The organism is Micromonospora halotolerans, from assembly GCF_032108445.1.
Taxonomy (GTDB): Bacteria; Actinomycetota; Actinomycetes; order Mycobacteriales; family Micromonosporaceae; genus Micromonospora; species Micromonospora halotolerans.
In genome coordinates this window covers 3,362,150-3,378,539 of record NZ_CP134876.1, presented here as the reverse complement: position 1 = coordinate 3,378,539, position 16,390 = coordinate 3,362,150, and the positions used below count along the sequence as shown (strand labels likewise).

Annotated in this window: 13 protein-coding genes and 1 pseudogene; 8 read left to right on the top strand and 6 right to left on the bottom strand. The window is 75.4% G+C overall.

Annotated elements, in window-relative coordinates; genetic code table 11:
* Window positions 1–10 precede the first annotated feature (10 nt).
* Both RMN56_RS16110 and RMN56_RS16105 read right to left on the bottom strand, forming a co-directional pair.
* Window positions 11–757: a Type 1 glutamine amidotransferase-like domain-containing protein gene (locus tag RMN56_RS16110; protein ID WP_313724534.1), complete on the bottom strand. Its 747-nt coding sequence runs from the start codon at window positions 755–757 to the stop codon at window positions 11–13.
* Window positions 758–787: 30 nt separating this feature from the next.
* The gene (locus RMN56_RS16105; protein WP_313724533.1) at window positions 788–1,300 is read right to left on the bottom strand and encodes a MarR family winged helix-turn-helix transcriptional regulator; all 513 of its coding nucleotides are present in this window, start codon (window positions 1,298–1,300) and stop codon (window positions 788–790) included.
* A gap of 93 nt (window positions 1,301–1,393) precedes the next feature.
* Between RMN56_RS16105 and RMN56_RS16100 the strand changes: the two are divergent.
* Window positions 1,394–2,167 (top strand): annotated as a pseudogene (locus tag RMN56_RS16100) (EamA family transporter); the annotation flags it as partial.
* Between the two features lie 269 nt (window positions 2,168–2,436).
* Here RMN56_RS16100 and RMN56_RS16095 read toward each other — a convergent pair.
* Window positions 2,437–2,901: a hypothetical protein gene (locus RMN56_RS16095; protein ID WP_313724532.1), complete on the bottom strand. Its 465-nt coding sequence runs from the start codon at window positions 2,899–2,901 to the stop codon at window positions 2,437–2,439.
* A 174-nt stretch (window positions 2,902–3,075) separates the two neighbouring features.
* Between RMN56_RS16095 and RMN56_RS16090 the strand changes: the two genes are divergently transcribed.
* From RMN56_RS16090 to RMN56_RS16065, 6 genes are all read left to right on the top strand, one after another.
* Window positions 3,076–3,585 carry a SigE family RNA polymerase sigma factor gene (locus RMN56_RS16090; protein ID WP_313724531.1) on the top strand — a complete coding sequence of 170 codons (510 nt, stop codon included), beginning with the start codon at window positions 3,076–3,078 and terminating at the stop codon, window positions 3,583–3,585.
* Window positions 3,582–4,076 (top strand): hypothetical protein, encoded by a 495-nt coding sequence (locus RMN56_RS16085; protein ID WP_313724530.1) that lies wholly within the window; start codon window positions 3,582–3,584, stop codon window positions 4,074–4,076. Before RMN56_RS16090 ends, RMN56_RS16085 begins: the two co-directional genes overlap by 4 nt.
* 266 nt (window positions 4,077–4,342) lie before the next feature.
* Complete coding sequence (locus RMN56_RS16080; RefSeq protein ID WP_313724529.1) at window positions 4,343–5,833, top strand: DNA-3-methyladenine glycosylase 2 family protein; 1,491 nt, start codon at window positions 4,343–4,345, stop codon at window positions 5,831–5,833.
* The gene (locus RMN56_RS16075; RefSeq protein WP_313724528.1) at window positions 5,830–6,342 is read left to right on the top strand and encodes a methylated-DNA--[protein]-cysteine S-methyltransferase; all 513 of its coding nucleotides are present in this window, start codon (window positions 5,830–5,832) and stop codon (window positions 6,340–6,342) included. Before RMN56_RS16080 ends, RMN56_RS16075 begins: the two co-directional genes overlap by 4 nt.
* Window positions 6,343–6,379: 37 nt before the next feature.
* Window positions 6,380–8,194, top strand: a complete 1,815-nt coding sequence (locus RMN56_RS16070; RefSeq protein ID WP_313724527.1) for an ABC transporter ATP-binding protein — start codon at window positions 6,380–6,382, stop codon at window positions 8,192–8,194.
* 113 nt (window positions 8,195–8,307) lie between these two features.
* Window positions 8,308–10,140 (top strand): ABC transporter ATP-binding protein, encoded by a 1,833-nt coding sequence (locus RMN56_RS16065; protein WP_313724753.1) that lies wholly within the window; start codon window positions 8,308–8,310, stop codon window positions 10,138–10,140.
* Between the two features lie 182 nt (window positions 10,141–10,322).
* Here the strand turns inward: RMN56_RS16065 and RMN56_RS16060 are convergent, their stop codons facing one another.
* Window positions 10,323–12,230, bottom strand: coding sequence for a hypothetical protein (locus tag RMN56_RS16060; RefSeq protein ID WP_313724526.1), 1,908 nt, complete (start codon window positions 12,228–12,230; stop codon window positions 10,323–10,325).
* A 144-nt stretch (window positions 12,231–12,374) separates the two neighbouring features.
* On the opposite strand from RMN56_RS16060, the gene valS reads away from it, so the two are divergent.
* Window positions 12,375–14,939, top strand: a complete 2,565-nt coding sequence (gene valS, locus RMN56_RS16055; protein WP_313724525.1) for a valine--tRNA ligase — start codon at window positions 12,375–12,377, stop codon at window positions 14,937–14,939.
* A 78-nt stretch (window positions 14,940–15,017) separates the two neighbouring features.
* Here the strand turns inward: valS and RMN56_RS16050 are convergent, their stop codons facing one another.
* Both RMN56_RS16050 and RMN56_RS16045 read right to left on the bottom strand, forming a co-directional pair.
* Window positions 15,018–15,497, bottom strand: a complete 480-nt coding sequence (locus tag RMN56_RS16050; protein WP_313724524.1) for a hypothetical protein — start codon at window positions 15,495–15,497, stop codon at window positions 15,018–15,020.
* Window positions 15,498–15,678: 181 nt separating this feature from the next.
* Window positions 15,679–16,389 (bottom strand): ABC transporter permease subunit, encoded by a 711-nt coding sequence (locus tag RMN56_RS16045; RefSeq protein ID WP_313724523.1) that lies wholly within the window; start codon window positions 16,387–16,389, stop codon window positions 15,679–15,681.
* Window position 16,390 lies beyond the last annotated feature (1 nt).

Below are 16,390 nucleotides of genomic sequence, written 5' to 3'. Positions count from 1 at the left end.
CCGGGACCGGTCAGGCGGGCCGGGCGGGCAGCAGCCGGGGTTCGATCCGGGTCTCCCGCACGGTGCCGTCCTCGGCGCGCGCCAGCTCGTACGCGGCCACGCCCTCCCGGTCGGCGACGGCCTCGGCCAGCCGGGTGCCCCGGTAGATCAGCCCGACCCCGTCGTCGGTGCAGTGGCTGGTCGGCAGCGTGCCGTCGGCGACCAGCCGGTGCATGAGCGGCCGGCGCTGGTCCTCGCTGTCGTAGTGCACGCCGTTGCCGTACGGGAGCCAGCCCAGGCCGTCGGTGAACGGGCGCAGGGTGGGGCCGTAGCTGTCGGTGGCGCCGCCGAGGTGCCAGCAGATCGAGCCGGCGGAGACCCCGCCGAGCACCACGCCGGCCTGCCAGCACTCGTGCAGGATGTCCGGCAGGCCGTGCACCCGCCAAACCGCGCAGAGATTCGCCACGCTGCCGCCGCCCACCCAGATGATGTCCTGGGCGAGGAGGTGGGCGCGGATGTCCTCGACGTTGGGCATCGGGTAGAGCGCCAGGTGGGAGGGGCGGAACCGGGTGCCGGCGAACGCACCGTAGAAGACGGTGAACGAGGTGGGCTGGTCACCGACCGCCTGGTTGAGGTAGCAGACGCGGGGTGCGTCGCCGGCCTGCGCCAGCTCGGCCATCAGGTCGAAGAGCTGGCTGGGCCGGGCGTCCCACGGGCCCCGGTGCCGGCTGAAGAAACCCATGCTGGTGGCGACGATGGTCGGTTCACTGGCGGGCATGGCCGTCCTTCCGGTCGGTGCTGATGGAGATCATCCTGCCCGATCCGGCGGCTCCGTCTCGACCGCGGCCAGAAGCGTGCGCAGCAGATCGGCCAGCCGGTCCTGGTCGGCGGGGGGCAGCGCGTCGAGGATCCGCCGCTGCACCTCCAGCCCGGCCTCGGCCGACTCCTCGATCACCCGCCGGCCGGCGTCGGTCAGGGTGACCCGCAGCGCCCGCCGGTCGGCCGGATCGGGTGAGCGCCGGACCAGCCCGGCCCGCTCCAGCCGGTCGAGCCGGCCGGTCATCCCGCCGGAGGTGAGCATCAGCGAGGCGGCGAGGGCCTTCGGCGCCAGGGTGTACGGCGCGCCGGACCGGCGCAGCGCGGCCAGCACGTCGAAGTCGCCCCGGCCGATGCCCCAGCCGGCGTACACCTTCTCCTGCCGGTCACCGACGAGCCGGGCCAGCCGGTAGATGCGGCCGAAGACGGCCATCGGCTCGGGTCGCATGCCGGCCCGCTCCCGGCGCCACTGCTCGACGATCAGGTCCACGTCGTCGGTTGCCACGGCTGTCGATTGTGCCCCACCTCGCACTTCCACTTTCACTCGGCACTGATTAGCTTAGTACTAAGCTACTTAGCATCGAGGAAAGAGGTCGTCGTGGCCCGTCGCTGGACCGACATCGCGCTCACCGCCGTCGCCCCCACCGTCTGGGGCACCACCTATCTGGTCACGGCCGAGCTGCTGCCCGCCGGCCGGCCGCTCTGGTCCGGCGCGATCCGCGCCCTGCCGGCCGGCCTCCTGCTGCTCGCGCTGACCCGCCGGCGGCCCCGCGGCGTCTGGTGGGGACGGGCCGCCCTGCTCGGCGCGCTCAACATCGGGGCGTTCTTCCCGCTGCTCTTCGTCGCCGCGTACCGGCTGCCCGGCGGCACCGCGGCCGTCCTCGGAGCCGCCCAGCCGCTGCTGGTCGCCGCGCTCACCGTCGCCCTGCTCCGCGACCGGCCCGGCCGGCCGGCGCTGCTCGCCGCGCTCGCCGCCCCGGCCGGGGTCGCCCTCGTGGTGCTCCGGCCGGGCGCCGGCCTCGACCCGCTGGGCGTCGCGGCCGGCCTGGCCGGCACCGCGGCGATGGCCGCCGGCCTGGTGCTCACCCGCCGCTGGGGCCGGCCGCCCGGCGTCGGCACCCTCGCCGCGACCAGCTGGCAGCTCGTCGCCGGCGGCCTGCTGATCGTGCCGGTCGCCGCCGCCGTCGAGGGCGCGCCGCCCGCGCCCGACGGGCCGGCCCTGCTCGGGTACGCGTGGCTCGGGCTGGTCGGCACCGCGCTGGCGTACGCGCTGTGGTTCCGGGGCGCGGCCCGGCTGCCGGTCACCCGGGTGTCGGTGCTCGGCGCGCTCAGCCCGCTGACCGCCGCCACCCTCGGCTGGCTGGTGCTCGGCCAGGCCCTCAGCCCGATCCAGCTCGCCGGCTTCGCGGTGGCGGTCGCCGCCATGATCCTCGGCCAGCTGCCCGGACGGAGCGCGCCGGGCAAGCCGACCGGCCAGCTGGCCGAACGGAGTGCGCCGGGCGTCGGGAGCGGCCAGCCGGCCGGACGGAGTGCGCCGGGCGTTGGGAGCGGTCAGCCGGCGTTGGCCGGCCCGCTCGCCCCGGCAGCCGGGCCGTTGGCCGGCCCGCTCCCCCGGGCAGCCGGAGCCGGTGGCGGCGGTCGTCAGCCGGCACGCAGCCGGCGCCAGTCGTCGACCGGGACGTCGGCGGCCACGCCCTCGGGCAGCGCGCCGGGCGGCAGGTCCGCCGCCGCCGCGAGCGGCAGGGTGAACCGGTGCGCCGCGGACGGCGCGGCCGCGTGCGACTGGTCGAGCAGCCAGCGCACCTCGTCGACCGTCCAGCCCAGCCCGGCCCGGCCGGCGAGCTCCCGGACCAGCCGCAGGCCGACCCGGGTGTCGTCGTCGTAGAAGCGCATGCACCAGTGGTGGGCCCACATGCCGAGCGCACGCAGCCCCGGCGCATCGAGGGAGCCGACCAGCCGGCCGCACGCGGTGTCGGCGAAGGCCTGCCCCGGGTCGTCGGCCCGGTCCCGCTCGATCGCCCCGTACGCGGCCGGGGCCACCACCCGCATCCGGTCGTAGAAGCCCTGCACCACCGCCGCGTCCAGCCGTGCCCGCCCCGACCGCATCAGCGGACACCCCGCCCGGCCACGCTCGCCATGCCCCGCACCTTTTCTTGAGTTGGTGGGGCGACGGTACCGACCACTACCGACACTTTCGTCGCCGGAATCCGTTGCCACGGCAGGGATAGCCGGCGTGAGCTGGGGCGTCTGTATTGGTGACGACGACGAGCGGGAGGGTGGGTGGACGAGGACGACCGGGCCCGGCTGGCCGAGTTCGTGACCAGCCGCACGCCGGCGCTGATGCGGGTCGCGTACCTGCTCACCGGCGACCGGCACGCGGCCGAGGACCTGTTCCAGTCGGCACTGGCCAGGACCATCCCGAAGTGGCGGACGCTGCGGCACGCCGACCCGGAGGGCTACCTGCGCGCGGTCATGTACCGGGAGCAGGTGAGCTGGTGGCGGCGGCGGCGGCGACGCCGGGAGACGGCGCTCACCGGGGCCGACGAGGCGGTCCAGCCGGACACCAGCGGCGGCACCGACGTACGCCTGGCGATGCGCGCGGCGCTGCGGCTGCTGCCGCCGGCCCAGCGCACGGTGCTGGTCCTGCGCTACTACGAGGACCTCACCGAGACCCAGGTCGCCGAAGCGCTGGGCTGCTCGGTCGGCACGGTACGCAGCCGGACCCACCGTGCGGTGACCCGGCTGCGCCAGCTCATGCCGGACGTCGAACTGCTGGAGGTACGGCGGTGACCACGCCCTTCGAGGACCTCCTCCGCGCCACCCTCTCCGACCTTGCCGAGGAGGCACCCAGAGTGCAGGACCAGTTGACCCCGGCGGAGCGCCGGTTCCGGAACCGCCGGCGGACCACGGTGACGCTCGGCGCGGCGGGGGTGGTGGCCGCCGTGCTGATCGGCGCACCGATCGCGCTGGCGGCCGGCGGCGGGGACGCTCCCCGCCCGGCCGCACCGTCGGCGCCCCCGACCCCGGCAGGCCCCCCGGGGTCCCCGTCCCCCGCCGAGCCCACGGCGGTCCCGTCGCCCAGCGGCCCGCCCACGGCCGTGCCGGGCCCGCCCGGCGACCCGACGGCCGGGCCCGTGCCGAGCGCCTCGCCGCCGGGTCGACCCGTGCCGAGCCCGAGCCGGCCGGGCGAACCCACCGTGGTCCCCTCTCCCTCCGGCCCCGGCGGCGGCCCGGGCGTACCCGGCCCCTGGCCCACCCCGTCCCCCAGCCCCAGCCGCTGACCCACGAACCGGCCGGACGCGTGTCACAAGTCTCGGGGGGACGGTCCCGCTGGCTCCGTCCGGCGCCCTGCCGGCGGTGAGTGGAATGCCATGGAGGTATCCCGGCCCCGGTGACCTCCATGGCGTTCCGCCGACGGTTGCGGCCGCGGCGGGAGGCAGCCGGGCAGGGCTCTCCGGGCCCGGTTCGGAGGGCCGGTAGGGCTCGCGCACGGCCGCGTCCGAATCCCGCCAGCCGAGGGCCCCACCTGCGAGGCAGGATCGGTGTCATGGAACTCGACTTCGAGCGGTGCTACCGGGCCGTCGACAGCCGCGACCAGCGGTTCGACGGCTGGTTCTACACCGGCGTGACGTCGACCGGGATCTACTGCCGGCCGTCCTGCCCGGCGACGACGCCGAAGCGGCAGAACGTCCGGTTCTTCCCGTCGGCCGCCGCCGCGCAGGGCGCCGGGCTGCGGGCCTGCCGCCGCTGCCGCCCCGACGCCGCACCGGGCTCGCCCCAGTGGGACGTCCGGGCCGACGTGGTCGGGCGGGCGATGCGGCTCATCGCCGACGGGGTGGTCGACCGCGACGGCGTACCGGGGTTGGCGGCCCGGCTCGGCTACACCGAGCGGCACCTGCACCGGATGCTCCGGGCCGAACTGGGCGCGGGGCCGCTGGCGCTGGCCCGCGCGCAACGGGCGCAGACCGCCCGCATCCTCATCGAGACCACCGGGCTCGGCCTGGCCGAGGTGGCGTTCGCCGCCGGGTTCGGCAGCGTCCGGCAGTTCAACGACACCGTCCGCGAGGTGTACGGAACCACCCCGTCCGAGCTGCGGGTGAGCCGGGGCGGCCGGCGGGCGGCGGGCGGGGCGGGCACCATCACGCTGCGGTTGGCGTACCGGCCGCCGTTGCACGCGGGAGCGCTGCTGGACTTCCTGGCGCTGCGCGCGCTGCCCGGCGTCGAGGAGGTCCGCGACGGGGCGTACCACCGGGGGTTGCGGTTGCCGCACGGGCCCGGCACCGTGTCGCTGGCCCCGGCCGACGGGCACGTGGCCGCCACCCTGCGGCTGGCCGACATGCGCGACCTGGCACCGGCGGTGGCCCGCTGCCGGCGGCTGCTGGACCTGGACGCCGACCCGGCCGCGGTCGACGCCACCCTGGCGGCGGACCCGGTCCTGGCCCCCGCGGTGGCCGCCGAACCCGGCGTCCGCCTCCCGCATGCCGTGGACGGCTTCGAGATGGCCGTCCGCGCCATCACCACCCAGCAGATCTCCCTCCGATCGGCGAGAACAACCCTGACCCACCTCCTGGCGGCCACCACCACCCCGCCCGTCGATCATGAGGTTGACGGCGAAGCCGATCTCCAAAACAGCGGTCAACTTCATGATCGACCGCCGAGGTTGCGGGCGTTCCCGGCCGCGGAGGAGGTGCTCGCCGTGGGGGACACGGCTTTCCGGATGCCGGCGGCGCGGCGGGAGACGATCCGGGCCGTGGCGCGCGCCGTCGCCGACAGGGAGCTGGACCTGGCACCCGGTGGGGACCGGGAGGAGGCGGTGCGGCGGCTGGTCGCGCTGCCCGGGGTCGGGCCGTGGACCGCGGGCTACGTGGCCATGCGCGCGCTCGGCGACCCCGACGTCCTCCTTCCCACCGACCTGGGCGTACGCCGGGGCGCCGCCGCGCTCGGCCTGCCCGACGACCCGAAGACCCTGAACGCGTACGCGGACCGCTGGCGCCCCTGGCGGTCCTACGCGGTGATCCGACTCTGGAGAGCGGCATGACCACACTGGACAGCACCGTCATCGGCACCCCCGCCGGCCCGCTGAGCGTGCTCGCCGGCCCCGACGGGGCGGTACGCGCGGCCGGCTTCACCGCCGACCCGGCGACCCTCGTGCCCCTGGTCCATTCCGGACTGCGCGGCGCGCTGCGCGAGCGGGCCGACCTCGGCCCGGTGACCGCGGCCGTCCGCGCCTACCTGGCCGGAGACCTCACCGCCATCGACAGGGTCCCGGTCGAGCAGCGGACCGGCGGCGCCTTCATGGCACACGCCTGGGAGGTGCTGCGCGACGTGAAGCCGGGCGACCCGGTGACGTACACCGGTTTCGCCGCGCTGGCCGGGCGGCCGGCGGCGGTCCGCGCCGCCGCGGCGGCCTGTGCCCGCAACGCCGCCGCGCTCTTCGTGCCCTGCCACCGGGTGCTGCGCACCGACGGCGCGCTCGGCGGCTACCGCTGGGGGCTCGACGTGAAGAAGTGGCTTCTCGGGCATGAGGGACGGGTGACGGCTAGCTGACAGCGATGTTGTCGCACCCTGCCGCTACCGTCGGGTAGTGCCTGCGCAGAGCGACGGCAACCGCGTGGCGTGTTCCGACGCCCGCCCCCACCCGCTGCACAACCTCTGGCGACTGCGGCCCTACCTGCGCCCCCATGCGGCCGAGTTCGCCTGGCTGCTGCTCGCCGCGCTGACCGCCACGGCGGCGAGCCTCGCCGTGCCGCTGGTGGTGCAGCGGGTGGTGGACGGGCCGGTGGCCCGGCACGACGTGGCCGGGCTGCTCCGGCTCGGCGCCCTGGCCCTGCTGCTCGGCCTGGCCGAGGCGGTGCTGATCTTCATCCGGCGGTGGACCCAGTCCTCCTCCTCGGTCGGCATGGAGGCGGCCATCCGGGCCGACATCTACGCCCACCTGCAACGCCTCCCGACCGACTTCCACGACCGGTGGCAGTCCGGTCAGCTGCTGTCCCGGATCACCAGCGACCTGTCGGTGATCCGCCGGTTCCTCTCGTTCGGCCTGCTGTTCCTGGTGCTCAACCTGATCACCTACGCCGCCGTGGTGGTGCTGCTGATCCGGCTGCACCCCTGGCTCGGTTTGCTGGTGGGGGCCAGTGCCGTCCCGCTGTTCCTGATCAGCCGCCGCTTCGCCCGGCACTACCACGCGGCGTCCCGGCGGATGCAGGACCAGCAGGGCGACGTGGCCACGCTGGTCGAGGAGACCGCGCAGGGCCTGCGCACCATGCGGGCGTACGGGCGGGGCCCCGAACTGGGCACCCGGTTCGCCACCGGCGCGCGCCGGCTGCACGACACCGGGATCGGCAAGGCCCGCCTGCTGGCCCGCACCTCCGCCCTGTTCGACCTGGTGCCCAACCTGACCCTCGCGCTGGTGCTGGTGGCCGGCGCCGCCGCCGTCGCCCGGGGCGGGCTCAGCATCGGCGAGCTGGTCGCGTTCGTCAGCCTCCAGCTCATGCTGGTGTGGCCGGTGCAGTCGCTCGGCTGGATCATCGCTAACGCGCAGGAGGCGGCCACCGCCGCCGACCGGATCCAGGAGGTGCTGGACACCCGGCCGTCCATCGTCGACGCCCCGCACGCCCGCGCGCTGGACCGCACCGAGATGCGCGGCCGGCTCCGCTTCGAGCGGGTGAGCTTCCGCTACCCCGGCAGCCCGGCGCCGGTGCTCCGCGAGATCGAGCTGACCGTGGAGCCGGGCGAGACGCTGGCCCTGGTCGGTGCGACCGGCTGCGGCAAGAGCACGCTGTTGTCCCTGGTTCCCCGGCTGCACGACGCGACCGGCGGCCGGGTCACCCTGGACGGGCACGACCTGCGCGACCTGCGGCTCGGCTCGCTGCGCCGGCTGGTCGGGGTGGCCTTCGAGGAGCCGACCCTGTTCTCCATGTCGGTCTGGGAGAACCTGACGCTCGGCCGGCCGGAGGCCGGCGAGGAGGAGGTCCGGGCCGCGCTCGCGCTGGCCCAGGCCGAATTCGCGTACGACCTGCCCTGGGGCCTGGGCACCCGCGTCGGCGAGCAGGGGCTCTCACTCTCCGGCGGGCAACGCCAGCGGCTGGCGCTGGCCCGGGCGGTGCTCGGCCGGCCCCCGCTGCTCGTGCTCGACGACCCGCTCTCCGCGCTCGACGTGCACACCGAGGCCCTGGTCGAGGCGGCCCTGCGCCGGGTGCTGCGGGACACCACGGCGCTGCTGGTGGTGCACCGGCCGTCCACGGTGGCGCTCGCCGACCGGGTGGCGCTGCTCGACGGCGGCCGGATCGTCGCGGTCGGCACCCACAGCGAGCTGCTGGCCGGGGTCCCGGCCTACCGGGCGGTGCTCTCCGCCGAGCCGGATCGACGGGCGGACGGCGTCGGCCTGGTGCGGTCGTGACCGGGGCCGCCGGGCGAGGCCGCATACCCCGGCAGCGCGGCGACCCGGAGCCCTCTTCCCAGCAACGCGGCGATCCCGACCCGCCCCGGCAGCGCGGCGACCCCGACCCCGACCTGTCCCGGTGGCGCGGGCGGGCCACCGACCCCGACGCGGACCGCAGCCGGGCCGAGGACTCGTCGCCGGAGGCGATGGCCCGGCTCCGGGCCCGCAGCCGGGCCCTGCTCCGCGACCTGCTCCGCCCGCACCGGGCCCGACTCGGCCTCGCGGTGTCCCTGCTGCTGGCCCAGAACGCCGCCGCGATGGCCGGCCCGTACCTCGTGATGCTCGGCATCGACCGGGGCATCGGGCCGCTGCGGGCCGGCGACTCCGGCCCACTGGTCGCCGTCGCCGCCGCGTTCGTCGTCGCCACCGCCACCGAGTACGCGACCCGGCGCGCCTTCCTCGCCCTCGCCGCCCGGATCGGCCAGGCCGTCCTGCTCGACCTTCGCAAACGGGTGTACGGCCACTTCCTCCACCTCGACGTCGGCTTCCACGAGCGCTACACCTCGGGCCGGATGGTGTCCCGGCTGACCAGCGACCTGGACTCGATCGCCGAACTGGTCGACGGCGGGATCGACAAGCTGGTGATGGCCGCGCTGTCGGTGCTGTCGGTGGCGGGCATCCTGCTCTGGCTGGACCTGCCGCTGGCCGCGGTCACCCTGCTCGCGTTCCCGTTCCTGTTCGGGCTGTCCCGGTGGTTCGCCCGCGCGTCCGCCGGGGCGTACCGGCGAACCCGGGAGGCGGTGGCGCTGGTCATCGTGCACTTCGTCGAGTCGCTGCGCGGGATCCGGGCGGTGCAGGCCTACCGGCGGGAGCCCCGCAACCAGCGCATCTTCGCGGCGGTCAACGACGACTACCGGCAGGCCAGCCTCCGCGCGTTCCGGCTCATCGCGGTCTACTCGCCGGGCATCCGGCTGATCGGCAACCTGACCGCCGCGGCGGTGCTCGGCTACGGCGGCTGGCGGGTGCTGGGCGGGCGGACCGAGGTCGGGGTGCTCGCCGCGTTCCTTCTCTACCTGCGCCGGTTCTTCGAGCCGATGGAGGAGCTGAGCCAGTTCTACAACGCGTTGCAGTCGGCCACCGCCGCGCTGGAGAAGCTGGCCGGGGTGCTCGACGAGCGGCCGGCCGTGGCCGAGCCGGAGCGGCCGGTGCCGCTGCCCGCCGGCCCGGGACGCGGGGCGGTGGTGTTCCGCCACGTCCACTTCGGCTACCGGGCCGACGCGCCGATCCTGTCCGGGCTGGAGCTGACCGTGCCGGCCGGGCAGACCGTCGCGCTGATCGGGCCGACCGGCGCCGGCAAGTCCACCGTCGCGAAGCTGCTGGCGCGGTTCCACGACCCGGCGTCCGGTACCGTCAGCCTGGACGGGGTGGACCTGCGGAACCTCGCCGACGCCGAGCTGCGCCGGGCCGTGGTGCTGGTCACCCAGGAGAACCACCTGTTCAGCGGCTCGGTCGCCGAGAACATCCGGCTCGGCCGCCCGGACGCCGACGACGCGATCGTGGAGGCCGCCGCCCGGGCCATCGGCGCGCACGACTTCATCGCCGCGCTCCCCGACGGGTACGCCACCGACGTGCACCGGCGCGGCGGCCGGCTCTCCGCCGGGCAGCGACAGCTCGTCGCGTTCGCCCGGGCGTTCCTGGCCGACCCCCGGGTGCTGATCCTCGACGAAGCCACCTCGTCGCTGGACGTGCCGACCGAGCGCCTGGTGCAGCGGGCGCTGCGCAGCGTCCTGCGGGACCGCACCGCGCTGGTGATCGCGCACCGCCTCTCGACCGTGGAGATCGCCGACCGGGTGCTGGTCCTCGACGGCGGGCGGATCGTGGAGGACGGGTCCCCGGCCGAACTGGCGGCCGCCGGCGGCCGGTACGCCGCCCTGCACCGCCAGTGGCGCGACTCCCTGATCTGACCAACGGACCTCCCGATGAAGCAAGGCCGCCCGCCCCGCCGCGTCCGCTGCGGGAGCAATCCCCGCCTCCCCGATCGCGCCGTTCAGAGAGATCTTGGAAGCAAAGGGCGCCCGGAGGGGCCACTTGCGTCCAAGATCTCGACGGGTTCCGCCGGGTTCGCTGACGGGTCCGGTTCAGAGCGTCAGTCGGTGCGGGGATCTTTCCGCTCCGCCGATCGCGCAGCGCCCGAACTCGGCGCGGACGGTCCGACGGCGCCCGAACCCGGAGCGTCCGGCCCGGCAGTGCCCGAACTCGGCGCGGACGGCCCGACGGCATCCGTACCCGGAGCGTCCGGTCCGACAGCATCCGTACCCGGAGCGCCCTGGCCCCCGGCATCGGCACCTGGGACGGGGGGTCGGGCAGCATCCGAACCCGGTGTGGGAAGACCGGCAGCGTCGGCACCTGGCCGCGCCGGAGCTGCGGCGTCCGGGCCGGACGAGAGCTGCGCGCCGGCCGGAGCCGGGGCAGCCGGCGGCGGAAGCGGGGCGTGGGCGGTGACCAGGGCGGCCTCGGCGCGCAGGTCGCGGCGGATGCGGTCGACCGCTCGACCGAAGCCGAAGAGCAGCACGAGGACCAGCGCGGCCACCCCGGTGAGCACCGGGACGGTCAGCGCCGGCTCGCCCAACCGGTCGGTGCTCAGGCCGCGGAGCAGGGAGGGAGCCAGCGCCAGGGCGGAGAGCACCAGCGCGGCCATCCCGAGCGCCAACACCCCTGCCACCCGCCCCGACTCCTCCACACCACCGGCTTCCACGCCACCGGCCTCCACGCCTCCGGCCTCAGAACCACCGGCCGCGGCGCCACGGGCCGCCGGGCCAGCAGCCGGCACGTCGGACGGCACACCTCCAGCCGGTGCGGTGGCGGCGAGCACCAGGCCGAAGCCGACGGCCAGGCCGAGCCCGAGCGCCGAGAGCAGCGACGGCACCTGCGCGGCGGCCGGCAGTTCGGCACGGACGACCGGTGCGGCGAGCGGCATCGCCAGCGCGGCCAGCAGCAGGCCGGCCGCGTCCCAGGGCAGCAGGCCCGGCGTGAAGCGGGCCAGCGCCGCGCCCGCGGCGACCGCCACCAGGCCGACCAGCACGACCAGGTAGGCCTGCGCCCGGTCGCCGACGGAGCTGAGGCGCAGCCCGAAGAGCAGGAGCGGCCCCGCGGCGAAGCCGAGCACCACCCAGCGGGCGGCCGGCGCCCGACCGGCCCGGTACGCGTAGCCGAGCAGGACCAGCGCGGCCACGGTGGCCACGGCCACCGGCGAGAAGTAGGCGAAGGCTTCCACGAACCGCTCCCGGCGCGGCCCGACGAGGCCGTCCTGGCTGATCCGGAACACGTCGACCACCCACCAGCGGATCACCAGCCCGCCGAGGGTGACCAGCGCCGCCACAGCGGTCGCCACCAGCGGGCCGATCCGGGGCCGGGCGGCGGGTGCGCCCGGGCCGGGCCGGTCGAGGTGGGCGAGGACCGCGGCGACGACCACGACCAGCATGGTGACCCCGACCTGGACCGGCCAGGCGCGCCCGACGTCCGGGTAGCCCGCCCCCGCTTCCAGGCGGAGCAGGTCCTCGATGGCGGAGTGCAGCACCAGTCCGGTGGCCAGCCCGGCGGCGAGCGGCCAGCGCAGCGACCGGGCGGACCGGGACAACGCCAGCAGCGCTCCGCCCAGCACCAGCCCCGCGCCGAGGGCGCTGGCCAGCACGGTGAGCACCTGCCCGGTGGTGGGCGGCTGGCGGGGCACGACCCCGATGCCGTGGTCGGAGGCCAGCTCTCCGGTCAAATAGTTGAGCGCCAGGCCGACCGCGGCGACCGGCCAGCCGGGGAGCCGGCCGAACGCGGGGACGCCGGCCAGCACGACGGCGAGCAGCGCTCCGCCGGTCAGTGCGACCAGCGTGACGGTGAACTGCGACGGCCCGAACGGAAAGCCCTGGGTCAGGTCGGCGAAGCCGGTCTGCCGGGCCACCGCGAGCCCGCGTGCCCCGAAGAAGGCCCCTACGGCGACCGCCGCGACCGTGCCGGCCACTGTGGACCGGGCGACCGACGGTGTGCGCGCGATGCCGTCCATGGCGATGCCTCCCCCGCGTCCGTGGACGGGGCAGATGCTGTCACACGCCGCGCCGGCTCGCTGTCCCCTCGGGGCGGGGCGCCCGATACCGCCACGAGGCCGAATGTCGTGGAGTGGCAGGGGTCGGGTGCCTACGATCGGTTGATGACCGATACGGCGAGGACGGCCCGCGCCGGCGTCCCCGAGCGTCCGACCCTGGACGGCATCGAGGAGACCTGGGCGCGCCGCTGGCAGGAGGACGGGACGTACGCGTTCGACCGCAGCAAGGAGCGGTCGGACGTCTACGCGATCGACACCCCGCCGCCGACCGTATCGGGCGAGCTGCACATGGGGCACGTCTTCTCCTACACGCACACCGACACGGTGGCCCGGTTCCAGCGGATGCGCGGCCGCACCGTCTTCTATCCGATGGGCTGGGACGACAACGGCCTGCCCACCGAGCGGCGGGTGCAGAATGTCTACGGGGTGCGTCCCGACCCGGCCCTGCCCTACGACCCGGGCTGGCGACCGCCGACCCCGCCGGTGAGCGAGGCGGCCCGGAAGGACCCGGCGACGATCTCCCGGCGCAACTTCATCGAGCTGTGCGAGGTCCTCACCGCGGAGGACGAGAAGGTCTTCGAGGCGCTGTGGCGGCGGCTCGGGCTGTCGGTGGACTGGTCGCTGACCTACACGACGATCGGGCGGGTGGCCCGGGCGACCAGCCAGCGGGCGTTCCTGCGCAACCTGGCCCGGGGCGAGGCCTACCAGGCCGAGGCGCCGACGCTCTGGGACGTCGGCTTCGCCACCGCGGTGGCCCAGGCCGAGCTGGAGGACCGGGAGCGGCCCGGCGCCTACCACCGGCTGCGCTTCCACGGGCCGGGCGGGCGCGAGGTGCTGATCGACACCACCCGGCCGGAGCTGCTGCCGGCCTGCGTGGCGCTGGTCTGCCACCCGGACGACGAGCGCTACGCGGGCCTGGTGGGCAGCGTTGTGCGTAGCCCGATCTTCGGGGTCGAGGTGCCGGTGCGCGCGCATCCGCTGGCCGACCCGGCCAAGGGCACCGGCATCGCGATGGTCTGCACCTTCGGCGACCTGGCCGACGTGACCTGGTGGCGGGAGCTCCAGCTGGACACGCGGGTGGTGATCGGCCGGGACGGGCGGCTGCTGCCGGAGCCGCCGGCGGGCGTGCCGGCCGAGCCCTACGCGGCGCTGGCGGGGCAGACCGTGAACGGCGCCCGGCGCACGATCGTCGAGCTGCTCGCCGACGCGGGTGACCTGGTGGGCGAACCGCGCCCGATCACCCACCCGGTGAAGTTCTACGAGCGCGGCGACCGGCCGTTGGAGATCGTCTCGACCCGGCAGTGGTACCTGCGCAACGGCGGCCGGGATCTCGACCTGCGTGAGGAGTTGCTGGCCCGCGGCCGCGAGCTGCGCTGGGTGCCGGAGCACATGCGGCACCGCTACGAGAACTGGGTGAGCGGCCTGACCGGTGACTGGCTGGTCAGTCGGCAGCGCTTCTTCGGCGTGCCGGTGCCGGTGTGGTACCGGCTCGACGACGCTGGCGAGCCGGACTGGTCCCAGCCTCTCATACCGGACGAGTCGGTGCTCCCGGTCGACCCGTCCAGCGATGCGCCGCCGGGCTTCGAGGAGGCGCAGCGCGGGGTGCCGGGCGGCTTCGTCGGCGACCCGGACGTGCTGGACACCTGGGCCACGTCGTCGCTGACGCCGCAGATCGTCGGTGGCTGGGAGACCGACGAGGACCTGTTCCGGCGGGTCTTCCCCATGGACCTGCGCCCGCAGGGGCAGGAGATCATCCGGACCTGGCTCTTCGACTCGGTGATCCGGGCGCACCTGGAGCAGGGCGTGCTGCCCTGGCGGGACGCGGTGCTCTCCGGCTGGATCCTCGACCCCGACCGGAAGAAGATGTCCAAGTCCAAGGGGAACGTGGTCACCCCGTTGGACCTGCTGGTGCAGCACGGTTCGGACGCGGTCCGCTACTGGGCGGCCAGCGGCAAGCCCGGCATGGACCTGGCCTTCGACCCGGCGCAGATCAAGGTGGGGCGCCGGCTCGCCACGAAGCTGCTCAACGCGTCGAAGTTCGCCCTCGGGCTGGGCGCCGCGGACGCGCTGCGGGCCCCGGCGACCGCGCCGCTGGACACCGCCATGCTCGCCGAACTGTCCGGCGTGGTCGCCACCGCGACCACCGCCTTCGACGGGTACGACCACACGGCCGCGCTGATCGCCACGGAGGCGTTCTTCTGGCGGTTCTGCGACGACTACATCGAGCTGGTGAAGGAGCGCGCCTACGGCACCGGCCCGGGGGCGGACTCGGCCCGGGCGGCGCTGGCCACCGCGCTCTCGGTGCAGTTGCGGCTGTTCGCCCCGGTGCTGCCCTTCGTCACCGAGGAGGTCTGGTCGTGGTGGCGCTACGGGTCGGTGCACCGGGCACCCTGGCCGACCACCTACGAGGTGGGCCGGGCGGTCCAGGGGCCGGGTGACCCCGAGCTGCTGCGGCTGGCCGCCGACGCGCTGGGCCAGGTGCGCCGGGCCAAGTCGGAACGGAAGCTGTCGATGAAGGCGGAGGTGCCGCTGGCCGAGGCGCTCGGGCCGGCCGCCCTGCTCGACCGGCTCACCCTGGTGGCCGACGACGTCCGGGCGGCGGGGCGGATCGCCAAGCTCGACCTGCTCCCCGACCGCACCACCGAACTCGTCATCGCCTGCGCGTTCTGAGCCGCGCGCCGACCGGCCCGACGAGAAGGAGTGGCTGTCGCCTCGCGAACAGCCACTCCTTCTCGGCGCGATCCGGGCTCAGGTGGCCGAGCAGGCGGTTTCGAGCTGCTTCACGGCCTTGGTGAGCGCGGTCTTGCTCGGCGCCTTCTTGGGCGCCGTCGCCCACGTGTCGGCCAGCTCCGACATCTCCGTCGCCACGTCCTTCACGGCGTCGTTGACGGCGGTGCTGGTGGTGAAGGCGTTCGCGTAGAGCGAGGCGGCGCCGGCGGAGTACTGGGCGCTGACCGCGGAGTGCCCGGCCGGCGGCCCGATCTTCTCCGCCGAGGCGACCTTCTTGAGCGCGGTCTGGATGTCCTTGTCGATGGTGGCGCAGGCGGACTTCGTGGCCGCGTCCATGCCCGGGGCGGCGGTCGCCGTGGCGCTCGGTACGGCGGCCGGCGTCGTGGTCGGCGTGCCGGTGCCACCGGATGCGGCCGGCTTGTCGCCGTCGTCACAGCCGGCCATGACGAGCACCGCCACGGTGGCCGGAATCAGCAGTGCGAGCCGAGTTGAGCGCATCGTTTCTCCCCGTTGTCTCGTGCTGTCGCCCGCCGGAAGCTACCAGAGGTGCGCGTCGTCCGGAGTGGGTGAGGCCGGCGGCGGGGGGCCCACCGCTCCACGTGGGACACCTCCTCGGGCACGGGCCGGCCCCGCTCGACGCGCCTGGTCGGCGGCGCCGGGCGGGGCCTCGTGGTCCGGGTCAGCTGGTTTCGCCGGCCACGCTGAACGAGCGGAGGCGGTCGATCGCGAGGGCGGTGAAGCCGACCGCGATGAGCGCGCTCATCACCGAGGCGACCGGCACCGACACGTCCGTGGCGAGCAGTTCGGTCGGCGCGATCCGGTCGGCGATCGCGATCACGTACTGCTGGATGGAGAGCACCTTCGTGCCGCTCACGAAGTTGCCGAGCAGCCCCTCCCAGATCAGCACGTAGACGAGGCCGAGCAGGACCGGCCGCCGGGTGAGCAGGCTGAGCGCCACGAAGAACGCGCAGTACGCCAGCGCCCCGATCGACGCGGCGGCGGCGAGCGCCAGGCCGAGGCGTACCGAGTCGGCGAGCACGCCCGCGACGTAGAGCGGCACGGCGACGGTGACCGCCGTGACGCCGGCGCCCACGGCCAGCTTCGGCAGGACGATCTGCCAGCGCGGCAGCGGCTTGGTGAGGATGTGCACCACCGTGCCGTCGTCGATCTCCGCGCCGAGCACGCCCGTGCCGACGATCAGCGCGACCACCGGCAGCACGACGGCCAGGCCGAGCCCGACCAGCACGGCCGGCCCCCACTCGCCCGGGTCGACGCCCAGCGAGCGGGAGAGGATGGCCAGCACCAGCAGCAGCACGGGCAGCGGGAGCAGCAGCAGGAACCGGCGCCGGCCGAACAGGCCGCGCGCGGTGATCCAGGAAACGGTCGACATC